The organism is Bradyrhizobium stylosanthis, assembly GCF_001641335.1.
GTDB classification, from domain to species: Bacteria; Pseudomonadota; Alphaproteobacteria; order Rhizobiales; family Xanthobacteraceae; genus Bradyrhizobium; species Bradyrhizobium stylosanthis.
On the sequence record NZ_LVEM01000005.1, the window covers coordinates 364189 to 387290 of the forward strand.

Sequence of the window (23102 nt, forward strand, 5' to 3'; positions counted from 1 at the left end):
TTCCGGCTCGGAAGTGGTGTGATGCGTAACATTATGATCTTCGCGGCCATCATGATCGGCCTCGGCACATTCATGGCGCAGATGGCGGACAGGATGAGCTCGGCGTCCGCGACGTCGGCTCCGCGCACGACGGTCGCGATGGCAACCACGGCGCCGGCCGGGAGCCGCAGCCTCGCGATCTCCCGCGACGGCCGCGGGCACTTCCAGACCGAAGGCCGGATCGACGGCCAGCGCATCGGCTTCATGATCGACACAGGTGCCTCCGTCGTCGCGCTGAACGAAAAATCGGCCGCCCGTTTTGGCCTCCGTCCCTCGCGCAGCGAATACAACGCCACCGTCTCCACCGCCAACGGCACCATCAAGGCCGCCCGCACCCGCATCGCCATGCTCGATGTCGGCGGCCTCATCGTGCGCGACGTCGATGCCATGGTGCTGCCCGACGAGGCGCTGTCGGAAAACCTGCTCGGTCTCTCCTTCCTGTCCCGCCTGAAGCGCTTCGAATACGCCAACGGCCAGATGGTGCTGGAGCAGTAAGCCGCTTCGATAGCTGCTGATCGGGCCGGCGAACGGTCATTCGCACGAATTGTGTTGGACCGCGGGCGAAACTCTCGCGCAGGCTGCTGTCGGCCGTTACCAAACTGCCGCAATTATCGGCCATAAGCCTTCATTCCTGCCTTCCGCTGCGGCCCGGCATTCGCTATGGCTGCATCAATTCCTGCCCTTTCACGAGACCGTCTCAATGTTTCCCAAGCCGAAATCCGTCTTGCTGCCCAACACCTATGCCTTCGAATCCGAGCCGATGGTGAAGCCCACCGGTTTCCGCGAATACGACGCGCGCTGGTTGTTCCAGAAGGAGATCAACCTGATGGGTGTGCAGGCGCTCGGCATGGGGCTGGGCGCGCTGATCGCGGAGCTCGGCGTCAAGCAGGAGATCGTCACCGGCCACGATTTCCGCGGCTATTCGGCCTCGATCAAATACGCGCTGATCTCCGGCCTGATGGCGGCGGGCTGCAAGGTGCATGACATCGGTCTCGCCGTGACGCCGATGGCCTATTTCGCGCAGTTCGACCTCGACGTGCCCTGCGTCGCCATGGTCACGGCCTCGCACAACGACAATGGCTGGACCGGCGTGAAGATGGGCGCCAACCGCCCGCTGACCTTCGGCCCCGACGAGATGACGCGGCTGAAGGAGATCGTCCTCAACGCCGAGTTCAAGAACAAGGCCGGCGGCGCCTACCAGTTTCACGAGAACTATCCGGCACGCTATATCGCCGACCTCACCAATCGTCCGAAGCTCAAGCGCAAGCTCAAGGTTGTCGCGGCCTGCGGCAACGGCACCGCCGGCGCGTTTGCACCGCAGGTGCTGGAAGCGATCGGCTGCGAGGTGATCCCGCTCGATACCGAGCTCGATCACACCTTCCCGAAATACAACCCGAATCCGGAAGACATGGAGATGCTGCACGCGATCCGCGATGCGGTGCTGCATCACAAGGCCGATGTCGGCCTCGGCTTCGACGGTGACGGCGACCGCTGCGGCGTCGTCGACAACACCGGTGAGGAGATCTTCGCCGACAAGGTCGGCGTGATGCTGGCGCGCGACATGTCGGCGATCCACAAGGACGCGCATTTCATCGTCGACGTGAAGTCGACCGGCCTCTTCATCACCGATCCCGTGCTGCAGAAGCAGGGCGCGAAGACCGCTTACTGGAAGACCGGCCATTCCTACATGAAGCGCCGCACCAACGAGACCGGCGCGCTCGCCGGCTTCGAGAAGTCCGGCCACTTCTTCTTCAACAAGCCCTATGGCCGCGGCTATGATGACGGCCTCGTCTCCGCGATCGCGATCTGCGACATGCTCGATCGCGCGCCTGGCAAGTCGATGGCCGATCTGAAGGACGCGCTGCCGAAGACCTGGTCGTCGCCGACCATGTCGCCGCATTGCGCCGACGAGACCAAATACGGCGTCATCGACAAGGTGGTGAAGCACTTCGAGGGCCTGCAGGCCAAGGGCGCCAAGATCGGCGGCCAGTCGATCCGCGACCTCGTCACCGTCAACGGCGTGCGCGTCACGGTGGAAGACGGGAGCTGGGGTCTGGTGCGCGCCTCCTCCAACAAGCCCGAGCTCGTGGTCGTGGTCGAGAGCCCGGTCTCCGAGCAGCGCATGCACGACATGTTCGAGATGGTGAACAGCGTGCTGCGCACGCATCCCGAGGTCGGCGAGTACAATCAGACGATTTGAGGTGAGAGGCGAGAACGCCTCGAGTCACAACTTCCACCGTCATGCCCGGCCTTGTGCCGGGCATCCACGTTCTTCTCTCTGTGCCGATCGGCGTGGATGGCCGGGACATAGGCGAGCGGAAGCGACGCCGTCCTTCGGACGGCTATGCCCGGCCATGACGACGACCAATGAGGCAGCGTAAAGTCTAAGCCGCCACCACCGCCGGGATCGGCAGCGCGGTCACCGACTTGATCTTCTCCATCGCGAAGCGCGAGGTGACGTTCTTCAGCGGCACGGCGCTGATCAGCTTCTTGTAGAAGATGTCATAGGCCTGCATGTCCGCGACCACGACGCGCAGCATGTAATCGACGTCGCCGGCCATGCGGTAGAACTCCATCACCTCGGGCATGGCGCTGACGGCTTCGGCGAATTTCTTGAGCCAGGCGTCGGAATGGTCGGAGCTTTCCACAGAGACGAACACGGAGATGCCGAGCCCGATCTTGTTCTGGTCGACCAGGGCGACCCGCTTCAGGATCACGCCATCGGCCTCCAGGCGCTGGATACGCTTCCAGCACGGGGTCGAGGACAGCCCGACGCGGTCGCCGATCTCGGCGACGGAGAGGGAGGCATCTTCCTGGAGTACCATCAGAATCTTGCGGTCGATGGCGTCGAGGCGGCGGCTGGTCTCGGGGATCTGGACGGCGACATCAGTCATTTGAAGAACTTTGTTCCAATTCAGGGGCTGATTTCCCTGATATAGAGAAAATCTTTCCACAGCAAGCCCATAATCTCGGCGTGTCAATGGAATTCCTCTAGGGCGTTCTTCGTAAAAGTCCTTCAACTTCAATGCGTTGAGGCGCAGCCAAGCCGCCGCCATGGCGAGTGCATTTCAGCGCTGCGGCGGCCGCGGCGAATCGCAGCGCCTCCCGCACCCCCTCGCCCTCGGCGAGGCGGAGCGTGAAGGCGCCGTGGAAGACATCGCCGGCGCCGAGCGTATCGACCGCCTGGACCGGAAAGGCCGCCGTCTCCTCCAGCGCGCCGGCGTCGTTCAGCCAGATCGTGCCTTGCGGGCCGCGGGTGGCGGCGAGGAAGGCGGGAGTGAGGGCGGCGAGGCGCTTCAGCGCCGCGCCATCCTCGGCGATGCCGGCGGTCTCCTGCACCTGTTCGCTGGCGAACAGCAGGTGCGAGGCGGCGGTGAGCAGTTCGTCCTGCAACGACATCGCGCGATCGACGCCGACGACGACGGGAATGCCGCGCCGGCGCGCCTCGGTGCAGAGATCGATGCAGAAGGCACCGCAGCGGCTCTCGATCAGAACCGCCTGGCAATCGGCGAGCAGCGCGTCGGCGTCGGGCAGCTGCACGGTCCAGAGCGCGGGATCGCGATAAATGGTCAGCGTCCGTTCGCCCGTTGCGTCGATGGTGATCGCAGAGACGGGCGTGGTCGCGTCCCGCATGCGCACGATATGCGTGGTGTCGATGCCCTCGGTGGCCATCCGCTCGAGAATGAAGCCGCTCGAGGCCTCCCGCGCATCGCCCATCGGACCTGCGAACGCGACACGTCCGCCAAGCCGCGCCATTGCGATGGCGGCGTTGAGCGCGTTGCCGCCGCAGATCTCGGCGAGATGCGTGGCGTTCGCCTTGCTGCCGCGCGCGGGCACGGCCTCGACCCGGAAGGTGAGATCGCGCACGGGAATGCCGATGCAGAGGATGCGCGGCGCGGTCTCAGGTAGCGCCATCGGCGGTCAGCTCTTGTCGTGCACCCAGCGGCCGAGCAGATGATGGGCGATGGCGAAGGGGTGCGGACCGGCGAGCCCGTCCGGATGCGTCCGCGTCAGCATCTTCGACGCCTCATCGCGCGAGAACCAGCGCGCGTCTTCCAGCTCGGAGTGATCGACGACGATGTCCTCGCTCACGGCCCGCGCGCTGCAGCCGATCATCAGCGACGACGGATAGGGCCAGGGCTGGGTCATGTAATACTGCACGTCGGTGCAGCGGATGCCGGATTCCTCGAGGATCTCACGGCGCGCCGCGTCCTCGATGGTTTCGGCGGCCTCGACGAAGCCGGCGAGGCAGGAATACATGCCGGGCGGGAAGTGCTTCTGACGGCCGAGCAGGCACTTGTCGCCGGAGGCGACGTGCATGATCACGACCGGGTCGGTGCGCGGGAAATGCTCAGCCTTGCAAGCAGGGCACTCGCGCTTCCAGCCGCCTTCCTTCATGGCGCTGCGGGTGCCGCAATTGGCGCAATAGCCGTGGCGCTGGTGCCAGCCGACCATCGACTTCGCCATCGCGATCGCGGAGAGCTCGTCGGGATGGACCGCGCCCTGCATCGCCATGCCGCGCAGCTCGGTGACGGTATAGTCCTCGCGGCCGATCAGCTTTTCGGCTGCGGCCTGCGGCATGCCCATGCCGAACACCGCGGCGCCGTCGCGCAGGCCCAGGAAGATCGTGCCGGGATTGGCGCCGCACTTCGTTGCTTCGTCGATCGAGAGCAGTGCGCGCACCTTGTCGCCCTCGCGCTTCACCAGCAGCGAGTCGCGGTAGACGACATAGGCGCGCGAGGAGGGCTTCTGCTCCATCGCGAACAGCTTTTCGTCGTCGCGGCGCAGATGCGCGGCGCGGTCGAGGACGTTGGTGACGAACGCCGGCTGCCCCAGCGGAAATGCGTCGAATGGTGACATTTTTGCTATTCTTTCAACCCAACCAGATTTTTCGGCGAAGCGCGCTGATGAAATTCTGAACCTCCGCGGCATCGTGTGCCAGAGGCGGCATCACGCCCCAGACCGGCCGCGGCCAGGCCGCGTCACCGGTGCGCCGCGCGATGATGTGGACGTGCAGCTGCGGCACGAGGTTGCCGAGCGCAGCGACATTGAGCTTGTCGCATTTGGTGATCTCCTTCAGCGCGCGCGAGACGCGGGAGATCTCGGTCATCAGCTGCGCCTGCTGCACCTCGTCGAGATCGATGATCTCGACCGCATCCGCCCGCCGCGGCACCAGCAGCAGCCAGGGATAATGCGCGTCCTTGATGACCAGCACCTTGGACAGCGGCAGATCGCCGATGTCGATGGTGTCCTCTTTCAGGCGGGAGTGCAGCGACCAGGCGGGATCAGACATATGCGTTTCCGGACGGCCCGATCAGGAACGGGCTTGTTGGGCCGGACCATACGATAGGGATTCCCTGAGGGGAAGGATGCGGACCGCGGGGGCGGCATGCTCCGCCGTCGTCCCGGCCTAGCGCGCAATTGCGCGCGGGGGGCCGGGACCCATACCGCGAGGTCTATCGATTGCGGTTGGTGCTAGTCCCGAACGGCGAGTCTCCGCATAACATCTCCCTGTGGTTATGGGTCCCGGCCTTCGCCGGGACGACACTGAGAGTGCGCTGACTTCCTACGCCTCCGCCAGCACCCGCGCATTGGCGCGGACCGAAGCTTCGCTGACGCGGATGCCGAGACCGGGGCCGTCGGGTACCACGACATGACCTCCGCGGTTGGCGACGCGCTCTTCCAGCACGTCCTCGGTCAGCACGTGATGCGGCATGTAGAACTCGCAGCCGAGCGAGATGCCGGGTGTCGCCGCGATCAGCTGCGTGCCGGCGGCCAGACCAATGCCGCCTTCCCACAGCGTGCCGCCATAGCCGGGCAGGCCGGCGATGTCGGCGATCGCCATGATCGCCTGCGCCTCGAACAGGCCGCCGGCCTTCATCAGCTTGATCGAGACCGCATCAGCCGCCTCGCGGCGGACCACCTCCATCATGTCGCGGCGGTCGAAGCAGCTCTCGTCGGCGAGCACGGGCGTCTCCAGCGCGGCGGTGAGCTGCGCCATCACGTCGAGATATTTCCGCGGCACCGGCTGCTCGATGAAGGTCGGCGCGAACTCTTCGACATCGCGCAGGATCTTGATGGCGCCGAACGGCGCCAGCGCCTGGTTGTAGTCGACGCGCAGATCCACCTTGTCGCCAAACTCCTTCCGTATCGCTTCGAGATGATCGAGGTCCTCGCGATGCGGCTTCACACCGGTCTTGACCTTGTAGATGACGTTTCCCTCAGGAACCATTTTCCGCATGCGCTCGAGATCGGCGGCAAAATCCGGATCGGCGATCGAGAAGGAGAGGGGAATGGTATCGCGGACGCGGCCGCCGAGCAGGTCGGCGACCGAGAGCCCCGACGACTTGCCGACGATGTCGAGCAGCGCCGTCTCGATTCCGACCTTGGCTTCGGCGTGTCCGACCAGCGCGCGGTCGAGCTCGGCCATCAGCGCGCGGATGCGGCGCACGGGCTTTCCGAGCACGATGGGGCGCAGATAGATGTCGAGCGCCGCGAATGCCGCCTCGGGCGTGCCGGTGAACACCTCCCACGGCGCCGCTTCGCCCCAGCCGATCACACCGTCGCTCGACGTCAGCTCGATCAGGACGCGCTTCACCGTGCCCTTGACGTTCCCGACGCCCTGCAGGCGCGCCATCTTGATCGGGCTTTCGATCAGGAACAGCCTGATGCGTGCGACGGTTGCTTCGGTCATGTCAGGCCTCCATTGACGTGCCAGACCTGGCCGGTGACGTAGGATGCTTTGGGGGATGCGAGGAACGCGATGATCTCGGCGACCTCTTCCGGCCGCCCGCGGCGGCGCATCGGAATCAGCGCTTCGGTCGCTGCGATCTGCTCGGGCGAGAGCCGGCTCTCGCTCGGCTTGTCCTTGACGATGAGACCGGGCGACACCGCATTCACGGTGATGCCGTCCTTCGCAAGCTCGATCGCGGTGAGGCGCACCAGCGCTTCCAGTGCGGAGCGGCTGGCTGCCGTCGCCGCGAAGGGCGCGAATTCCGGGCGGATCGCGTGCGCGACGAAGGACGACACCGCCACGATCCGCGCATCGCGCCCGGCGCGCAGCAGTGGCAGTGCGGCGCCGACGAGCCGCGTGAAGGCGAGTGCCGATTCATCCATGGCCTTGCGGAACTCATCCGCAGGCGTGCCGATCGCGCTGCCGCGGCGGGCGTGACCGCCGACGAGCACCAACCCGTCGAGCCGCCCGAACGCCGCTTGCGCAGCGGCGACGGCATCGCTGGCCGCAGCCTCTTCGGCGAGATCGCCGAGGCACTTTGCCACCACGGCGCCTTTCGCTTCGGTCTCCGCCGCGGTGGCGTCGAGGCCTTCGGCATTGGAGCGTGTGTGCAGCAACAGCGCGGTGCCGGGCGCCGCGAGCAGCTTTGCGGTGGCGCGGCCGATGCCGCTGGCGGCACCGGTGACGAGATAGGCGCGATCGATATTGGGCATCACGATGTTGCGTTGGCCGGCGGCAGCGCGCCGGTGCGGTGGAAATGGCTGAGGAAGGCGCGCGTCGCGGCTTCCGTGGGATTGTCGATCACCTGCCGCGCCGGGCCTTCCTCGACGACGACACCGTCGCGCATGAAGATCAGGCGGTCGGCAACCTCGCGGGCGAACGCGATCTCGTGAGTCACGATCACCATGGTCATGCCTTCGGACGCGAGCTGCTGGATTACGTTCAGAACCTCGCCGACGAGCTCTGGATCGAGCGCGGAGGTGGCCTCGTCGAACAGCATCACGTCCGGCTCCATCGCCAGCGCGCGAGCGATCGCAACGCGCTGCTTCTGACCGCCCGAGAGCGTCGCCGGATATTGGTCGGCCTTCTCGGCAAGCCCCACCTTGGCGAGCTGCGCCCGCGCGAGCTTTTCGGCATCGGCCTTGGCCATGCGCCGCACCGTGACCGGGCCCTCCATCACGTTCTGGAGCGTCGTCATGTGCGGGAACAGATTGAAATGCTGGAACACCATGCCGGTGGTGGCGCGGAATTTTGCGAGGGTCCTCACATCGGGGAGTTTCGCCCCCTCACCGAACGCAAAGCGCGTGTCGCCGACGCGGACGCTGCCGCCGTCTGGCACGACCAGCAGGTTGATGCAGCGGAGCAGTGTCGATTTTCCCGAGCCCGACGGGCCGATCAGCGCGACGACGCCGCCCTTGGCGACGTCGAGATTGATGTTCTTGAGGACCTCGTTGCTGCCAAAGCTCTTGCGAAGGCTGCGGATCTCGATCTTGGACGTGTCGCTCATTCGCTCACCGCCAGTCGCTTCTCGCCCCGGCGGACGATGATGGTCAGCGGGATCAGGATCGCCGCATAGGCAACCGCGACCGCGGTGTAGGTCTCCAGCGGGCGGTAGCTGTCATGGGCGGCGACCTGGCTCTGGTAGACGAGATCGGGCACCGCCAGCACCGAGACCAGCGAAGTATTCTTGAACTGGATGATCGACTGGTTCATCAGCGCCGGGATCATGCGCTTGATCGCCTGCGGCAGCACGATGCGCCGCATGCTCTGGCCGGGCGTCATGCCGAGCGCGGCGCCGGCTTCGGACTGGCCCTTGTCGATCGAGATGATGCCGCCGCGGATGATCTCAGAATAGAACGAGCCGCCGTAGAGCGACAGCGCCAGCGCCGACGCCGTGATCGGTGTCATCTCGACGCCGGCGAGGATCGGCAGCGCGTAATAGAACCAGATCAGCTGCACCAGGATCGGCGTGCAGCGGAACGCCTCGATGAAGGTGAGGGCGAGGAGCCGGATCGGCTTGAAGCGCGACAGGCTGCCGAAGGCGCCGAACAGGCCGAAGACGAGGCCGAGCACGACGATGACCACGGTGAAGCCGACGGTGACGCCGAGCCCGTTGAGAAAGAGCCAGCGATAGCTCCAGAGGATGCCGAAGTCCCACTGATACATGCGTGTTTTGACTCGTCCGACGTCGGTTCAGAAAACTCGTCGTCATGCCCGGGCTTGTCCCGGGCATCCACGTTCTTCGTGCCGCGGGTAGGGCGTGGATGGCCGGGACAAGCCCGGCCATGACGGCGTGGATGCCAAGCGCTCTTACAGCGACACGCCCGGCGGAATGTCCGCTTCCGTCACGCCCACCAGCTCCATGTTGGTGATGATGGCGTTGCGGATGAAGCCGAGGCCCTTGTTGAAGTCGATCCAGGTGTTGACGTAGTCGCGGAAGGTCTTGTCGTTCTCGCGGCGGAAGCCGGCGTTCGACGTCGTCGCGAAGATCGGCGTCGGCAGCACGAACTGGCCGAGCGAGGGGTTCTTCTTCAGCACGGTGAGCGACAGCATGGTGATCAGGCACTGCGCGTCGACGCGGCCGGTCTGCAGCGCGGCGGTGGCATCGTCCGCGGTCTTCAGGCGCGAGATCTGCGCCTTCGGCGTCAGGCGGCTGACGACCTGGTCGTGCGAGGAGCCCTGGTCCACTGCGATCTTGATGTCGGGCGAGTTCAGCTCGGCCCAGCTCTTCGGCTTGAAGTCCTTCTTGCAGAGGATGCCGAAAGCGTTGTTGAAGACCGGCACCGAGAAGTCGACCACCAGCGCGCGCTTCGGCGTCGGGTTGAGGCCGAAAAAGATGTCGATCTTGTTGGACTGCAGGTCGAGCACCGAATTGCCCCAGGTGGTCTCGGTGATCTCGAGCTCGGCCTCCATGTCGTCGGCGAGGCCCTTTGCGATGTCGATGTAGAAGCCCTTCCACTGGCCGGTGGAGAGGTCCTTCATGTAATAGGGGGCGCCGCCGCCGACTGCGCCGATCCGCATCTTCTTGGTCCGGCGGATGCGGGCGAAGGTCGATTCGTTCGGGTCGGCCGCGGTCTGGGCCACCGCCGGCGCAGCCAGCGCGGCCGCGGTCACGGCGCCAAGCCCGACAATCGATGCAACATCACGACGTGTAACCATTGGGATCAATCGCTTTTCTGGTTGGGTGGAGTTCCGGCAGCGTTCTTAGCAAGGTGGTGCCAGCAGAGAAAGCACAGCCTATCGGCTGGGCAGGTCCGGATTTGCCCGGATGCTGGGCAAGATCAAGCGGTTCTGGCCGATACCCGCTTGCTTTCCGCTCCCTTTGGCCCCAAATAGGGACCGGGAGATTGGCGGTGGACGAGCCACTCGCCAACCGGGTCAGGTCCGGAAGGAAGCAGCCCTAACGAGGTCCGGATCGGGTCGCTCGTCAGTCTCCTACCTGTTTTTCCGAGCGAATTGCGCCGGCGGGCTTCCCGCCAGCGCGCTCCTTTCCGCAAAAGCCGGCCGAGAGAGATTTCATTGCGGATCGACCGATGACCGACGCTGGCGCCCCTCCCAATCCTGACAGCGCCGGCCCGGCTGGCAATGCGCCTTACCGGGTTCTGGCGCGGAAATACCGCCCCTCCAGCTTCGACGACCTGATCGGCCAGGAGGCCGTGGTCCGCACTGTCTCCAATGCATTCGAGACCGGCCGCATTCCGCAGGCCTGGATCCTCACCGGCGTCCGCGGCGTCGGCAAGACCACCACAGCGCGCATTCTGGCCCGGGCGCTCAACTACGAGATGCCGGACGGCTCGGTGAAGGGGCCGACCATCCACATGCCGACCCTCGGCGTGCATTGCCAGGCGATCATGGAAAGCCGGCACATGGACGTGCTGGAGATGGACGCGGCCTCGCACACCGGCGTCGACGACGTCCGCCAGATCAATGACAGCGTGCGCTATGCGCCGGCCAGCGCCCGCTACAAGGTCTACATCATCGACGAAGTCCACATGCTGTCGACGGCGGCGTTCAACGCCTTCCTGAAGACGCTGGAGGAACCGCCGGAGCACGCCAAGTTCGTGTTCGCGACGACGGAGATCCGCAAGGTTCCGGTCACGGTGCTGTCGCGCTGCCAGCGCTTCGACCTGCGCCGCGTCGAGGCCGACGTGCTGATGAAGCACCTCGCCAGCATCGCCGCGAAGGAGAGCGTCGAGATCGAGCCGGAAGCGCTCGGCATCATCGCCCGCGCCGCCGAAGGCTCGGTGCGCGACTCCTTGTCGCTGCTCGACCAGGCCATCGCGCATGCGGCCGGCGCCGTGAAGGCGGATGCGGTCAGGCAGATGCTGGGCCTTGCCGACCGCACCCGCGTCATCGACCTGTTCGAGTCGCTGGCGCGCGGCGACATCGCGGCTGCCTTCAAGGAGTTCCGCGACCAGTACGATGTCGGTGCTGATCCGATCGTCGTGCTCTCGGACCTTGCCGAATTCGTCAATTTCGTCACCCGCGTGAAGATCGTGCCGGCGACCGCCGACAACGTCGCCTATGGCGAGACCGAGCGCGTGCGCGCCAAGGATTTCGCCTCGAAGATCTCGATGCGCGTGCTGTCGCGGATGTGGCAGATGCTGCTCAAGGGCATCACCGAGGTGCAGGCGGCAACGCGGCCCGCGGCCGCGGCCGAGATGGTGCTGGTGCGCATCGCCTATGTCGCCGACCTGCCGACGCCGGACGAAGCGATCAAAATGCTGGAGCAGAACGGCGGCGGCTCGCCGGTCGCGAGCGGCGGCGGTGCTGCGCGCAGCAGCGCACCGGCTGCGCCCATGGCCTCCGCAGCGCCGGTTGCGTCCGTGGCGCCGGTTCGCATGCCGACATCGTCGCCATCGGCATTCGGCGGCGCTGCCCGTCCGCAGATGGCGGCACCCGCGCCGGATCCGCAAGGGGCCGCGCCCCAGCTCCGCATCACCAGCTTCACCCAGCTTGTCGCGCTTGCCAGCCAGAAGCGCGACGTCATGACCAAGGCCGCGCTGGAAGGCGACATGCGGCTCGTTCGTTTCGAGGAGGGCCGGCTCGAAATCGCGCTCGAGCCGAACGCCTCGAAGACCATGATTACCGAGCTCGCGCGAAAGTTCGAGATGTGGACCGGCCGGCGCTGGACCGTGATCGTCTCCAACGAGCAGGGCCAGCCGACGCTGCGCTCGGTGAACCAGGCCGCCAAGCAGGAACATGCCCGTACCGCCGAGGCCGATCCGCGCGTGCAGGAGGTGCTGTCGCGCTTCCCCGGATCGAAGGTCGTCGAGGTCCGCAGGCTTGCCCCCGAGGCGCCGGAATCCAATATTAACGCGGACTATGGCAGCGACGATCCGCCCGACGGTTCCGACGGCGACGATCTCTAGAGCATGATCCGGACCCGCCGCGTAGCGCAAAGCGGTTTTCCGATGGGATCATGCTCAAAACAACAAGCGAAGGCGCGATGATGGTTGATCGCGCCAATCAAGGACAGCACCGATGGTCGATATTTTCGGCATGATGAAGCAGGCGCAGCAGCTGCAATCCAAGATGCAGGAGATGCAGGATCAGCTCGCGAGCGTCGAGGTCGAGGGCGTCTCCGGCGGCGGTCTCGTCACCGTGCGCATGACCGCCAAGATGGACGTGAAGGGCATCAAGATCGATCCTTCGCTGATGAAGGCGGAAGAGCGCGAGGTGCTGGAAGACCTGCTCGTCACCGCGCTCGGCGATGCCCGCCGCAAGGCGGAGACGGCGGTGCAGGACAAGATGCAGTCGCTCACCGGCGGGCTCGGCCTGCCGCCGGGACTGTCAGGGTTGTTCGGCCAGTAATATGGGCGCTGTTGCAGGTCCCGAGATCGAGCGGCTGGTCCAGCTTCTCGCGCGGCTGCCGGGCCTTGGTCCGCGCTCGGCGCGGCGCGCGGCGCTGCACCTGATCAAGAAGCGCGAAGCGCTGATGATGCCGCTGTCCTCGGCGCTTCAGGTCGCGCTCGACAAGGTCCAGGTCTGCAAGACCTGCGGCAATATCGACACGCAAAATCCCTGCACGGTCTGCACCGACCCGAAGCGCGATCCCGCCATTATCGTCGTGGTCGCCGACGTCGCCGACCTCTGGGCGCTGGAGCGGGCCAATGCGACGCAAGGCCGCTACCATGTGCTGGGCGCGACATTGTCGCCGCTCGACGGCGTCGGACCGCAGGATCTCACCATCGATGCGTTGGTGGCGCGCGCGCATGCCGCCGAGGTGCACGAGATCATTCTTGCGCTGAATGCGACGGTCGACGGCCAGACCACGGCGCACTACATCACCGACCTGCTTCAGGACGCCAACGTAAAAGTAACCCGGCTGGCCCATGGTGTCCCGGTCGGCGGCGAGCTTGATTATCTCGATGAGGGTACGCTATCGGCCGCCATGCGGCAGCGGACACTCTTCTAGCCATACAGACTTACGGAACGGACGACATGACGAAACTTTTCGCCACACGCCTGGCTTTGGCCGTGACGATGTTCGCGCTGGTGACGCCGGCCATCGCCGCGCAGCAGGACGACGGTGCGCCGCCGCCGTCGAAGCCCGGCAAGCCGATCAATGCCGGCGAAGTGCTCTCGGGCGAGCTGAACGCGATGAAGGTGCGCGACGTCAAGAACGCCGGCAAGCGGGTTGCGATGTACCAGATCACCTCCGAGCCGCGCCGCCTGCCGGCGCCGAACGGGCTGTGCAATCTCGAGACCGGTCCGGAAACCTTCCAGCTCGTCACCTCCAGCGACGCGCAGGCCGCGCAGCTGAAATCGTTCGTCGGCAAGGCGATCTCGGTCAAGGTGGACGAAGTCGCCTGCGCCAGCGATCCCGGCCAGATGAGCGAGGCCGTGATCACGAAGTGGAGCCTGATCAAGAAGCAGTAGGGCGGCGCCGTCGCCTCACGACGAACTGCCGTAGGATGGGCAAAGCGAAGCGTGCCCACGCGCTTTTGGCGACCGAGAGAGATCGTGGGCACGGCGCGTTGCGCCTTTGCCCACCCTACGGCACCGAGCCCTATACCCTCACCGGCTCCAGCGCCTCGAAATGCCCGCGCTTCTGCAGCCAGGCCAGCAGCACCAGGCTCGGGATCGCCACCAGCACGCAGATCATGAAGAACGCCGGCCAGCCGGTTGCGGCAGCCACGTAGCCTGCGCCGGCCGAAAGATAAGTCCGCCCCACCGCCGCCAGCGCGGTGAGCAGCGCATATTGCGTCGCCGTGTGCAGCGGGTTCTGGCACAGCGCCGACAGATAGGCGACGAAGATCACGGTGCCGATGGCGCTGGTGAAGTTCTCGGCGCAGATGGCGAGCGCCAGCGCCCATTGATTGGTGCCGACAATTGCGAGCCAGGAGAACGACAGATTGGCGAGCGCCTGCACCACGCCGCCGATCCAGAGCGAGCTCGCCAGCGAGTAACGGCGCGCGACGAACCCGCCGGCAAAGCCGCCGATCAGCGTTGCAGCGAGGCCGACGCCCTTCACGATCGCCGCATAGTCGTTGCGGGTGAAGCCGAGGTCGATCACGAACGGCGCGGTCATGGTGCCGGAAAAGGCGTCGGTGAACTTGAACAGCACCACGAAGGCGAGGGCGGCGAGCGCGTCTTTCCGCGACAGGAATTCCGAGAAGGCGCCGATTGCCGCGTGCAGCACACGCGTGAATGCGGTGTCCTCCTGCGTTGCAGCGTCGGCCGTTTTCGACTGCTCCGGCTCAGTCGCAACGAGCGCCGTGATCGTCCCGATCAGCACCATCGCCGCCATCACCACATAGCCCCACATCCAGGCTGACGGACGGGGAATCCCGCTGCCCTCGAAGCCTGAGACGATGAACAGCGCGCCCGCGGTCGAGACCAGCATGCCGATGCGGTAAGCGGCGACGTAGGCGGCCATGCCGGCGGCCTGCTCGCTCTCGGGCAGGCTCTCCACGCGGAAGGCATCGACCACGATGTCCTGAGTCGCGGATGTCATGGCGACCAACAGCGCGGCGAGTGCGACATAGAACGGCGAGCGCGCGGGATCGGTCATCGCCAGCAGCAGGATCGCGACGATCAGCAGCAGCTGCGAGAACACCAGCCAGCCACGCCGCCGCCCGAAGGCGCGGGTGAACAGCGGCACATGCAGCGCATCCACCAGCGGCGCCCACAGGAATTTCAGCGTGTAGGGCGTGCCGACCAGCGCGAACTTTCCGATCGTTTCGAGGTCGACCCCGGCCTCGCGCATCCACACCAAGAGCGTCGAGCCCGACAGCGCCAGCGGCAGCCCCGAGGAGAAGCCGAGGAACAGCACGATCAGCACGCGCGGTTGCAGGTAAACGGCCAGACTCTCGCGCCAGGAGGTCGCAGGAGCGGCAGTCGCGTCGGAGGAGGTCGCGTCGGGTGCGGTCATGGGGTCGTGTTAGCAGATTCTGGCCGTGATGCCTCGTCTCCCTCTCCCCGTTCTTACGGGGAGAGGGCGGGGTGAGGGGCCTCTCTCCACACATGCGGTGGCCGCGAGACCTGTACCCCCTCACCCGGATTGCTGCGCAATCCGACCTCTCCCCGCAGGCGGGGAGAGGTAAGCAGATCACTCCCCCGCCTGAAGCTTCCGCGGGAACAGCTCCGGCGAGCCGGTCGCCACCAGCCGCGGGCCTTCCGCCGCATCGTTCTTGCTGAAATCGAGCTCCTCGATCCGGCCGGCGCGTTTCTCGATCTTGTCGGCGGAGATCAGGATCTGGCGGACGTCCTCGTTCGCATCGGAAAAATGTTTCTGCAGCTTGACCACGCGATCCCTGAGGCGACCCAAATCGTCGCCGAGCTTGATCACTTCGGTCTGGATCTGGTCGGCGGCATCGCGCATGCGCGCGTCCTTCATGATCTGCTGCATCACCTGGATCGCCAGCATCAGCAGCGAAGGCGACACCAGCACGACACGGGCGCGGTAGGCCTTCTGGATCACGTCGTCGAAGCCGTCGTGGATTTCCGCGTAGACGGATTCCGACGGCACGAACATCAGCGCCATCTCCTGGGTCTCGCCGGTGACGAGATACTTTTCCGCGATGTCGCTGACATGCTTCATCACGTCGCCGCGCAGCCGCTGCGTGGCCACGCGTCGCTCCTCGTCGGTGCGGGCGTCGTGCAGCGCGGTCATCGCCTCCAGCGGGAATTTCGCATCGATGCAGAGCGGGCGCTGGTCGGGCAGGAACACCACGCAATCGGGCCGCTTTCCCGTCGAGAGCGTGAACTGGAACTCGTAGGAGCCTTTGGGGAGACCGTCCTGGACGATCGCCTCCATCCGCGCCTGTCCGAAGGCGCCGCGCGACTGCTTGTTGGCGAGCACGTCGCGCAGGGTCGTCACCTGCGTGGTGAGGTCGGTGAGGTTCTTGTGCGCGTTGTCGATGATGCCGAGCCGCTCGTGTAGGGCGCGCAGGCTCTCCATGGTGTTGCGGGTCGAATGTTCCATGGACTGGCCGACCCTGTGGGTCACCGAATCCAGCCGCTCGTTGACCGCCCGCGCCATCTCGGCCTGGCGGCCGGCCAGGGCCTGGGTCATGGCGTCGGCTCGGCCGGCGGCCTCGCTCTGGGCGTGCAGCACCTGGGCGAGGCGCTCCTCGAGCTCGTCGGCCCGGATTGCGTTCGCCATGGCGAGTTCCGCGCCGCGCCGCCCGGATCTGGCGATCACGACCGCAATCACCACCAGCAGGATGAGGACGAGGGCCCCGAAGCCGATCAGCGCATCGATCGTGCGCACCGGCCAGTCGCCCAGCATGAAAATGATCTCGTTCATGGCAGCCCTTCTAGCCGATTCGCGGGAATCCGCGAACGAAGAGGGAACGGCGGCGGTTAACGGCCCCCTAATTTTTATGGTTAACCAAAGGTGAAGTTTTATGGTTAGCGGAGGGTTAACGGGGTTCCTCGCCGCATTGACCGCATCCGGCGCGGGGCTTAAATCGCGGCCATGGCCCTCAGAGAAATCATCATCCTGCCCGACAAGCAGCTGCGTCTGGTCTCCAAGCCGATCGAGAAGGTCACGCCGGAGATCCGCAAGCTTGCCGACGACATGTTCGAGACCATGTACGACGCGCCCGGCATTGGCCTGGCCGCGATCCAGATCGCGCAGCCGCTGCGGCTGATCACCATGGACCTCGCCAAGCGCGACGAGAACGGCGAGACCACGCCGTTGCCGCGCGTCTTCATCAATCCGGAAATCGTCGCCTCGTCCGAGGAGCTCTCGGTCTATGAGGAGGGCTGTCTCTCGATCCCCGAATATTACGAGGAGGTCGAACGGCCCGCGAAGGTGCGCGTGCGCTTCACCGACCTCGACGGCAAGGTGCACGAGGAGGATGCCGAGGGCCTCTACGCCACCTGCATCCAGCACGAGATCGACCATCTCAACGGCGTGCTGTTCGTCGACTATCTGTCGAAGCTCAAGCGCGACCGTGTGATGAAGAAGTTCGAGAAAGCCGCCAAGCGCGCGGAGTAGCCAAGCCCTCCGCCGTCATGCCCGGGCTTGTCCCGGGCATCCACGTTCTCTCGCGCCGCGGGCAGGAAGAACGTGGATGGCCGGGACAAGCCCGGCCATGACGAGTACCTTGCTCGCGTCCGAGGATTGTCTCGCCACATGCCCCTCCGCCTCATCTTCATGGGCACGCCCGATTTCTCCGTGCCGACGCTGCTCGAGCTGGTCGCGCATGGCCACGAGATCGCGGCCGTCTATACGCGTGCACCGAAGCCGGGCGGGCGACGCGGCCTGCAATTGCAGCCGACCCCGGTCGAGGAGGCTGCGCGAAAACTCGGTGTGCCCGTTTTGACGCCGAAGACGCTGAAGACCGAGGAAGCACTGGAAGAATTTCGCAGCTTCGACGCCGATGCCGCCGTCGTCGTCGCCTACGGCATGATCCTGCCGCAGGCGATCCTCGATGCGCCGAAACTCGGCTGCTACAATCTGCACGCTTCGCTCTTGCCGCGCTGGCGCGGTGCCGCGCCCATCAACCGCGCGATCATGGAAGGCGATGCCGAGAGCGGCGTCATGGTGATGAAGATGGATGTCGGCCTCGATACCGGCGACGTCGCCATGGCCGAGCGGCTGGCGATCACCGACACCATGACCGCGCTCGATCTGCACGACCGTCTCTCTTGCCTCGGCGCCGACCTGATGGTCCGCGCCATGGCGGCGCTCGGGCGCGGCGGGCTGCAGCTGAAAAAGCAGAGCGAGGACGGCGTCACCTATGCGGCCAAGATCGACAAGGCCGAGGCGCGGGTCGACTGGACCAAGCCCGCGCACGCCGTGCTGCGCCACATCCACGGCCTGTCGCCGTTTCCCGGCGCCTGGGCCGAGCTCGACAATGCGCGCGTGAAGATCCTGCGCTGCGAGCTCGCCAAGGGATCGGGCGAGCCGGGCGCGGTGCTCGACGATCAGCTCACCATCGCTTGCGGCGAAGGCGCGATCCGCATCATTGAGCTCCAGCGCGAAGGCAAGGCGCGGATGCAGGCCGCGGACTTCCTGCGCGGCGTGCCGCTGAAGGCGGGCGCGAGGTTCAACTGATCAGCGATGCCCCGCTACAAGCTCATCATCGAATATGACGGCGCGCCGTTCTTCGGCTGGCAAGTCCAGGACACGCTGCCCTCGGTGCAGGGTGCGCTGGAGGCCGCCGTCAAGGCGATGACGGGTGCGGATTTGCGGGTGCACGGTGCGGGCCGCACCGATGCCGGCGTGCATGCGCGCGGCCAGGTCGCGCATGTCGATATCGAGAAGCAGTTTCCGCCCGGGCGTTTTCGCGACGGGCTCAATGCGCATCTGCGCCCGCATCCGATCGCGGTGCTGGAAGCCGAGATCGTGCCCGACAGCTTCGAGGCGCGCTTCTCGGCCGTGAAGCGCCACTACCGCTACCGCATCGTCAACACCCGCGCCAACCTCGCGCTCGACGTCGGCCACGCCTGGCGCGTGCCGCGCAAGCTCGATGCCGAGGCGATGCACGCGGCGGGACAGCGCCTGCTCGGCAAGCACGATTTCACGACGTTCCGCGACACCGAGTGCCAGGCCAAATCGCCGGAGAAGACGCTCGACCAGCTCGACGTGATCCGCGACGGCCGCGAGATCACGGTGATCACCTCGGCGCGCTCGTTCCTGCACAGCCAGGTGCGCTCGATGGTGGGATCGCTGGTCTGGGTCGGCGAGGGCCGTTGGACCGCGGACGATCTCTCCGCAGCGCTGGAAGCGCGCAACCGGACGGCTTGCGGTATCGTCGCGCCGCCGGACGGACTGTATCTGATGCAGGTGGATTACTAGGGCCTGATTGTCGGCCCTGGCGTCATGGCCGGGCTTGTCCCGGCCATCCACGATCTTTCTTGCTATAAGCGCCGAAGAACGTGGATGCCCGGGACAAGCCCGGGCATGACGGCGGAGGGTTTGGTGAGAGTTAGCCCCCTACCCAAAATACCGCGCCAAAATCCCGCGATAGACCTTCGTCAGCTTCTCCAGATCGGCCACCGGCACGCGCTCGTTGACCTGGTGCATGGTCTGGCCGACCAGGCCGAACTCGATCACCGGGCAGTAGCTGGAGATGAAGCGTGCATCCGAGGTCCCGCCTGAAGTCGACAGCTCCGGCTTGCGGCCCGTGACTTCCTCGATCGCGGACACCGCGAGATCGGTGAACGGGCCGGGCTTGGTTACGAACACGTTGGAGTTCGAGGGTTCCCAGACGATGCGGGCCTTGATGCGGTTGCCGCAGGCCTTGGCGAGGCGCGTCTCGACCAGCTCGCGCAAGGAGGCCTGGGTGTGATTGTCGTTGTAGCGGATGTTGAATTTTGCGCGGGCCTCGCCGGGGATGACGTTGCTCGCCTTGTTGCCGACATCCACCGAGGTGAATTCGAGATTGGAGGCCTGGAACTGCGCGCTGCCATGGTCGAGCGGCTCGTCGGAGATCGCCACGATCAGGCGCGAGATATCCGGCACCGGATTGGCGGCGCGGTGCGGATAGGCGACGTGGCCCTGCACGCCGTCGACATAGAGCGTGCCGGATTGCGAGCCGCGGCGGCCGACCTTGATGGTGTCGCCGAGTGTCTCGACATTGGAGGGCTCGCCCAGCACGCAATGGTCGAACTTCTCGCCGCGCTCGGCGGCCCATTTCAGGAGCTTGATGGTGCCGTTGATGGAGACGTCTTCCTCGTCGCCCGTGATCAGGAACGAGATCGAGCCCGCACCGTCGGCGCGCGGCTTGCCGTCATTGGCGGCGAGATGCTCCAGCACGGCTGCGACCGAGCAGGCGATGCCGCCCTTCATGTCGACGGCGCCGCGGCCATGCAGGACGCCGTCCTTCACCTCGCCGGAGAACGCGCCGACGCTCCAGGCGGTCTCGTCGCCCGGCGGCACCACGTCGGTGTGGCCGGCGAAGGTGATGTGCGGGCCTTCGGTGCCGATGCGCGCATAGAGATTGTCGACGTCGGCGGTGCCGTCCTCGCTGAAGGTCACGCGGTGGCAGGTGAACCCGGCCGCACCGAGGGCTTTTTCAAGCACTCCCAGCGCACCGGCATCGGCCGGGGTTACCGAGGGGCAGCGGATGAGATCGCGGGCAATCGAGAGGGCATCGGTCATGCGCCCCGATTAACATGCATGCCGCCGGGTGGGCTAGCGCTGGGCGGGACAATTTCGATCTCGCGCTGCTGGTCCCAGTTTTTCGCAGGGGACGCGGCGGATGCCGAATCGTCCTCGATATCGAGAAGCGGATCGGGACCGAAGCGGTTGTGGCCCGCGGTGCCGGGCCGGCAGTACATTTCGACGAGGCCCCACAGCCACAAGAGGGCGCCGGCCAGGTTGAACGAAAACACCCAGCTTGATTTGGGCAGCAGGTCCGCGAACTGGCTGAACAGGCCGGGGACGAAGAAGAACGGAATGATCCACCAGCCGCTCCTGTCGCGATCGTGCAGCCGCTTGATCGCCGTCGCGAGATAGATCCAGAAGAACAGCGCCATGCCGGAGGTCTTGAGGATCGCGGTCGCGAGATCGGCGGATGCCAGCGAGCGCGAGGTGCGGGGATCGAGCAGCCCAAAGAGGCCGTCGAGGCCGAAGTCGAAATCGAGCTCGATGCCGAGCTTGAGCGTGGACCTCGTCCCTCCGATGATCCCGATGACCTGACCGGCGATCTCCAGCAAGCCTGCCAGCAGCGCGACGATCAGCAGCGCCTGCCACAGCAAAGCGCGGTTGATGCGGCCGTCGAAGCGGAACAGATACCAGGTCCAGTCCATGCGCAGGGCTCCGGACGGTCGGGGCCGCCCGAAGATTGGTCGCGATGGAGGGAGGGTGGGTTCGATGTGGCGGACTGGTGCCGCTGGCTACCTCGCCCCGCTTGCGGGGAGAGGTCGGATTGCATCGAAGATGCAATCCGGGTGAGGGGGTACAGGTCTCACGGACATCTCATCCGTGGAGAGAGGCCCTTCACCCCAACCCTCTCCCCGTAAGAACGGGGAGAGGGAGAGGAGAGAGTCTCAATCCCGCAGCAGCTCGTTGATGCTGGTCTTCGAGCGCGTGCGCTCGTCGACGCGCTTGACGATCACGGCGCAGGCGGTGCTGGGGCCGATCTGGCCGTTCTTCATCGGCTTGCCGGGCAGCGCGCCGGGCACCACCACCGAATATTCCGGCACCTCGCCCATGAAGACCTCGCCGGTCTCGCGGTCGACGATCTTGGTCGAGGCGCCCAGGAACACGCCCATCGCCAGCACCGCGCCCTTGCGCACGATCACGCCCTCGGCGACCTCGCTGCGCGCGCCGATGAAGCAGTCGTCCTCGATGATGACGGGCTCGGCCTGCAGCGGCTCGAGCACGCCGCCGATGCCGGCGCCGCCGGAGATGTGCACGCGCTTCCCGATCTGCGCGCAGGAGCCGACGGTCGCCCAGGTGTCCACCATGGTGCTCTCATCGACATAGGCGCCGAGATTGACGAAGGACGGCATCAGCACGACGTTCTTGGCGATGAAGGCCGAGCGGCGCACCACGGCGCCGGGCACCGCGCGAAAACCGGCGTCGCGAAAGCGGTTCGGGCCCCAGCCTTCGAACTTCGAGGGCACCTTGTCCCACCAGCTCGCCTTGCCGGGACCGCCGCCAATGACGTCCATGTCGTTGAGGCGGAAGGACAGCAGCACGGCCTTCTTCAGCCACTGATTGACCTTCCACTTGCCGTCGGCGCCGCGCTCGGCGACCCGCGCCTCGCCCTTGTCCAGGGTCTCCAGCGCCTGGTCCACGGCCTCGCGCACCTCGCCCTTGGTCGAGGTCGAAATGCCGTCACGCGCGTCGAAGGCGCTGTTGATGGTGGATTCGAGGGCGGACAGGGACATCGGGATTTCCTCTTCGTATCAGGGAATTTTGATGGGATTGGGCGCTTTTTCGGGATTTGGGGCGGGAGAGTCAAGGCTCCCTGGTCGTCCCGGCGAAGGCCGGGACCCATACCCACAGGGTGTAATTTGGCGAAGACTCGGAGTGGGCTCCCCGCGTCCAATGATCTCTTGGGGTTATGGGTCCCGGCCCCCCGTGCGCAATTGCGCACTAGGCCGGGACGACGGCGGTTACTGCGGCGACAACCCGCCCAAAAACCCCGCCAGATCGTCCGTGACGTGGTCGACATGGGCCGCGTCGCGGCCTTCCAGTTCCCAATCCTCGCGCACCACCTCTTTCGTCCCGTCCGGCACCACAAGCACCGTGGTCATGCCGAGCTCGTGGGGGACGGTGAGGTTGCGGGCGAGGTCCTCGAACATCGCGGCCCGGGTCGGATCGACCGAATGGTCGACGAGGAATTTCTGATAGGTCTGCGGCGAGGGCTTCGGCTCGAAGCCGGCGGCGATGATGTCGAACACGCCGTCGAAATGGCCGGCGAAGCCGAGCCGCGCCAGCACCGCATCGACATGGTCGACCGAGCCGTTGGTCAGGATCAGCTTTCGCCCCGGCAGTTTTGCGATGGCGGCCCCGAGCTGCGGGTTCGGCTCCAGCGGCGAATGGTCGATCTTGTGAACATAGGCCAGATAGTCGTCGGCCGAGACGCCATGCAGGGTCATCATGCCGCGCATGGTGGTGCCGAAGCGGCGGTAATAGTCCTTCTGGATATTTCGCGCTTCCTCAGGACCGACGCTCAGCCAGTTGCACACGAACTCGCCGATCCGCGCATCGACCTGCTGCCACAGATTGACGTGGTGCGGATACAGCGTGTTGTCGAGGTCGAACACCCAGGTGTCGACGTGGCCAAAGGTGCGGGGGGAGGTCATTGCGTCTCTCTCAACTCGTCGTCCCGGGGCGCGCGAAGCGCGAGCCCGGGACCCATAGCCCCAGGAAGGAGTTTGGCGAAGACTCGGGGCAACCTGCTTCGCGCCACAACCA

24 protein-coding genes and 1 other RNA gene are annotated in these 23102 nt (G+C 65.8%); 10 read left to right on the forward strand and 15 right to left on the reverse strand.

Annotated features, from left to right (window positions below):
• Positions 1 to 21: 21 nt before the first annotated feature.
• Together A7X65_RS32970 and A7X65_RS32975 are read left to right on the forward strand one after the other, a co-directional pair.
• Positions 22 to 534 carry a TIGR02281 family clan AA aspartic protease gene (locus A7X65_RS32970; protein WP_063693178.1) on the forward strand — a complete coding sequence of 171 codons (513 nt, stop codon included), beginning with the start codon at positions 22 to 24 and terminating at the stop codon, positions 532 to 534.
• 205 nt (positions 535 to 739) lie between these two features.
• Positions 740 to 2239: a phosphomannomutase/phosphoglucomutase gene (locus tag A7X65_RS32975; RefSeq protein ID WP_063693180.1), complete on the forward strand. Its 1500-nt coding sequence runs from the start codon at positions 740 to 742 to the stop codon at positions 2237 to 2239.
• Positions 2240 to 2423: 184 nt separating this feature from the next.
• On the opposite strand, the gene A7X65_RS32980 is transcribed toward A7X65_RS32975, so the two are convergent.
• The 9 genes from A7X65_RS32980 to A7X65_RS33020 form a co-directional block, all read right to left on the reverse strand.
• Positions 2424 to 2933, reverse strand: a complete 510-nt coding sequence (locus A7X65_RS32980; protein ID WP_063693182.1) for an Lrp/AsnC family transcriptional regulator — start codon at positions 2931 to 2933, stop codon at positions 2424 to 2426.
• Positions 2934 to 3030: 97 nt separating this feature from the next.
• Positions 3031 to 3954, reverse strand: a complete 924-nt coding sequence (locus A7X65_RS32985) for a sugar kinase (protein WP_063693183.1) — start codon at positions 3952 to 3954, stop codon at positions 3031 to 3033.
• Positions 3955 to 3960: 6 nt separating this feature from the next.
• Positions 3961 to 4899 (reverse strand): NAD(+) diphosphatase, encoded by a 939-nt coding sequence (gene nudC / locus A7X65_RS32990; protein ID WP_063693185.1) that lies wholly within the window; start codon positions 4897 to 4899, stop codon positions 3961 to 3963.
• 13 nt (positions 4900 to 4912) lie between these two features.
• On the reverse strand, positions 4913 to 5332 hold the full coding sequence (locus A7X65_RS32995) for an HIT domain-containing protein (RefSeq protein ID WP_063693187.1): 420 nt from the start codon (positions 5330 to 5332) through the stop codon (positions 4913 to 4915).
• Positions 5333 to 5605: 273 nt separating this feature from the next.
• Positions 5606 to 6733: a muconate cycloisomerase family protein gene (locus tag A7X65_RS33000; RefSeq protein WP_063693190.1), complete on the reverse strand. Its 1128-nt coding sequence runs from the start codon at positions 6731 to 6733 to the stop codon at positions 5606 to 5608.
• Positions 6730 to 7485, reverse strand: coding sequence for an SDR family NAD(P)-dependent oxidoreductase (locus A7X65_RS33005; protein ID WP_063693192.1), 756 nt, complete (start codon positions 7483 to 7485; stop codon positions 6730 to 6732). Before A7X65_RS33005 ends, A7X65_RS33000 begins: the two co-directional genes overlap by 4 nt.
• Entirely contained in the window at positions 7485 to 8279 is a 795-nt protein-coding gene (locus tag A7X65_RS33010) for an amino acid ABC transporter ATP-binding protein (RefSeq protein WP_063693195.1), read from the reverse strand. Before A7X65_RS33010 ends, A7X65_RS33005 begins: the two co-directional genes overlap by 1 nt.
• Positions 8276 to 8938: an amino acid ABC transporter permease gene (locus tag A7X65_RS33015; RefSeq protein WP_063693198.1), complete on the reverse strand. Its 663-nt coding sequence runs from the start codon at positions 8936 to 8938 to the stop codon at positions 8276 to 8278. The genes A7X65_RS33010 and A7X65_RS33015 overlap by 4 nt, the downstream gene beginning before the upstream one ends.
• A 144-nt stretch (positions 8939 to 9082) precedes the next feature.
• Positions 9083 to 9931, reverse strand: a complete 849-nt coding sequence (locus tag A7X65_RS33020) for a transporter substrate-binding domain-containing protein (RefSeq protein WP_063693201.1) — start codon at positions 9929 to 9931, stop codon at positions 9083 to 9085.
• A gap of 183 nt (positions 9932 to 10114) precedes the next feature.
• Here A7X65_RS33020 and ffs point away from each other — a divergent pair.
• The 5 genes from ffs (at position 10115) to A7X65_RS33045 (ending at position 13654) form a co-directional block, all read left to right on the forward strand.
• Positions 10115 to 10211, forward strand: an RNA gene (ffs, locus tag A7X65_RS33025) — signal recognition particle sRNA small type.
• Positions 10212 to 10305: 94 nt separating this feature from the next.
• Entirely contained in the window at positions 10306 to 12144 is a 1839-nt protein-coding gene (locus A7X65_RS33030; RefSeq protein WP_063693204.1) for a DNA polymerase III subunit gamma/tau, read from the forward strand.
• Positions 12145 to 12256: 112 nt separating this feature from the next.
• Positions 12257 to 12586: a YbaB/EbfC family nucleoid-associated protein gene (locus A7X65_RS33035; protein WP_063693207.1), complete on the forward strand. Its 330-nt coding sequence runs from the start codon at positions 12257 to 12259 to the stop codon at positions 12584 to 12586.
• 1 nt (position 12587) lies between these two features.
• A complete protein-coding gene (gene recR / locus A7X65_RS33040) occupies positions 12588 to 13190 on the forward strand; it encodes a recombination mediator RecR (protein WP_027561562.1) in 603 nt (200 codons plus the stop codon).
• Positions 13191 to 13216: 26 nt separating this feature from the next.
• Positions 13217 to 13654: a hypothetical protein gene (locus A7X65_RS33045; RefSeq protein ID WP_063693210.1), complete on the forward strand. Its 438-nt coding sequence runs from the start codon at positions 13217 to 13219 to the stop codon at positions 13652 to 13654.
• A gap of 130 nt (positions 13655 to 13784) precedes the next feature.
• On the opposite strand, the gene A7X65_RS33050 is transcribed toward A7X65_RS33045, so the two are convergent.
• Positions 13785 to 15149, reverse strand: coding sequence for an AmpG family muropeptide MFS transporter (locus A7X65_RS33050; protein ID WP_063693213.1), 1365 nt, complete (start codon positions 15147 to 15149; stop codon positions 13785 to 13787).
• Between the two features lie 177 nt (positions 15150 to 15326).
• Complete coding sequence (locus A7X65_RS33055) at positions 15327 to 16526, reverse strand: DNA recombination protein RmuC (RefSeq protein ID WP_063693215.1); 1200 nt, start codon at positions 16524 to 16526, stop codon at positions 15327 to 15329.
• 171 nt (positions 16527 to 16697) lie between these two features.
• Between A7X65_RS33055 and def the strand changes: the two genes are divergently transcribed.
• From def to truA, 3 genes are all read left to right on the forward strand, one after another.
• On the forward strand, positions 16698 to 17222 hold the full coding sequence (gene def / locus A7X65_RS33060; protein ID WP_063693218.1) for a peptide deformylase: 525 nt from the start codon (positions 16698 to 16700) through the stop codon (positions 17220 to 17222).
• A 138-nt stretch (positions 17223 to 17360) separates the two neighbouring features.
• The gene (gene fmt / locus A7X65_RS33065) at positions 17361 to 18284 is read left to right on the forward strand and encodes a methionyl-tRNA formyltransferase (protein ID WP_063693221.1); all 924 of its coding nucleotides are present in this window, start codon (positions 17361 to 17363) and stop codon (positions 18282 to 18284) included.
• Positions 18285 to 18290: 6 nt separating this feature from the next.
• Positions 18291 to 19028 carry a tRNA pseudouridine(38-40) synthase TruA gene (gene truA / locus A7X65_RS33070; protein ID WP_063693224.1) on the forward strand — a complete coding sequence of 246 codons (738 nt, stop codon included), beginning with the start codon at positions 18291 to 18293 and terminating at the stop codon, positions 19026 to 19028.
• Between the two features lie 138 nt (positions 19029 to 19166).
• On the opposite strand, the gene dapE is transcribed toward truA, so the two are convergent.
• From dapE to A7X65_RS33090, 4 genes are all read right to left on the reverse strand, one after another.
• On the reverse strand, positions 19167 to 20333 hold the full coding sequence (gene dapE / locus A7X65_RS33075) for a succinyl-diaminopimelate desuccinylase (RefSeq protein ID WP_063693227.1): 1167 nt from the start codon (positions 20331 to 20333) through the stop codon (positions 19167 to 19169).
• Complete coding sequence (locus A7X65_RS33080) at positions 20330 to 20983, reverse strand: DUF805 domain-containing protein (protein ID WP_063693230.1); 654 nt, start codon at positions 20981 to 20983, stop codon at positions 20330 to 20332. The genes dapE and A7X65_RS33080 overlap by 4 nt, the downstream gene beginning before the upstream one ends.
• Before the next feature lie 240 nt (positions 20984 to 21223).
• The gene (gene dapD, locus A7X65_RS33085; RefSeq protein ID WP_018646792.1) at positions 21224 to 22069 is read right to left on the reverse strand and encodes a 2,3,4,5-tetrahydropyridine-2,6-dicarboxylate N-succinyltransferase; all 846 of its coding nucleotides are present in this window, start codon (positions 22067 to 22069) and stop codon (positions 21224 to 21226) included.
• A gap of 228 nt (positions 22070 to 22297) precedes the next feature.
• Positions 22298 to 22990 (reverse strand): pyrimidine 5'-nucleotidase, encoded by a 693-nt coding sequence (locus A7X65_RS33090; RefSeq protein WP_063693232.1) that lies wholly within the window; start codon positions 22988 to 22990, stop codon positions 22298 to 22300.
• Positions 22991 to 23102: the final 112 nt, after the last annotated feature.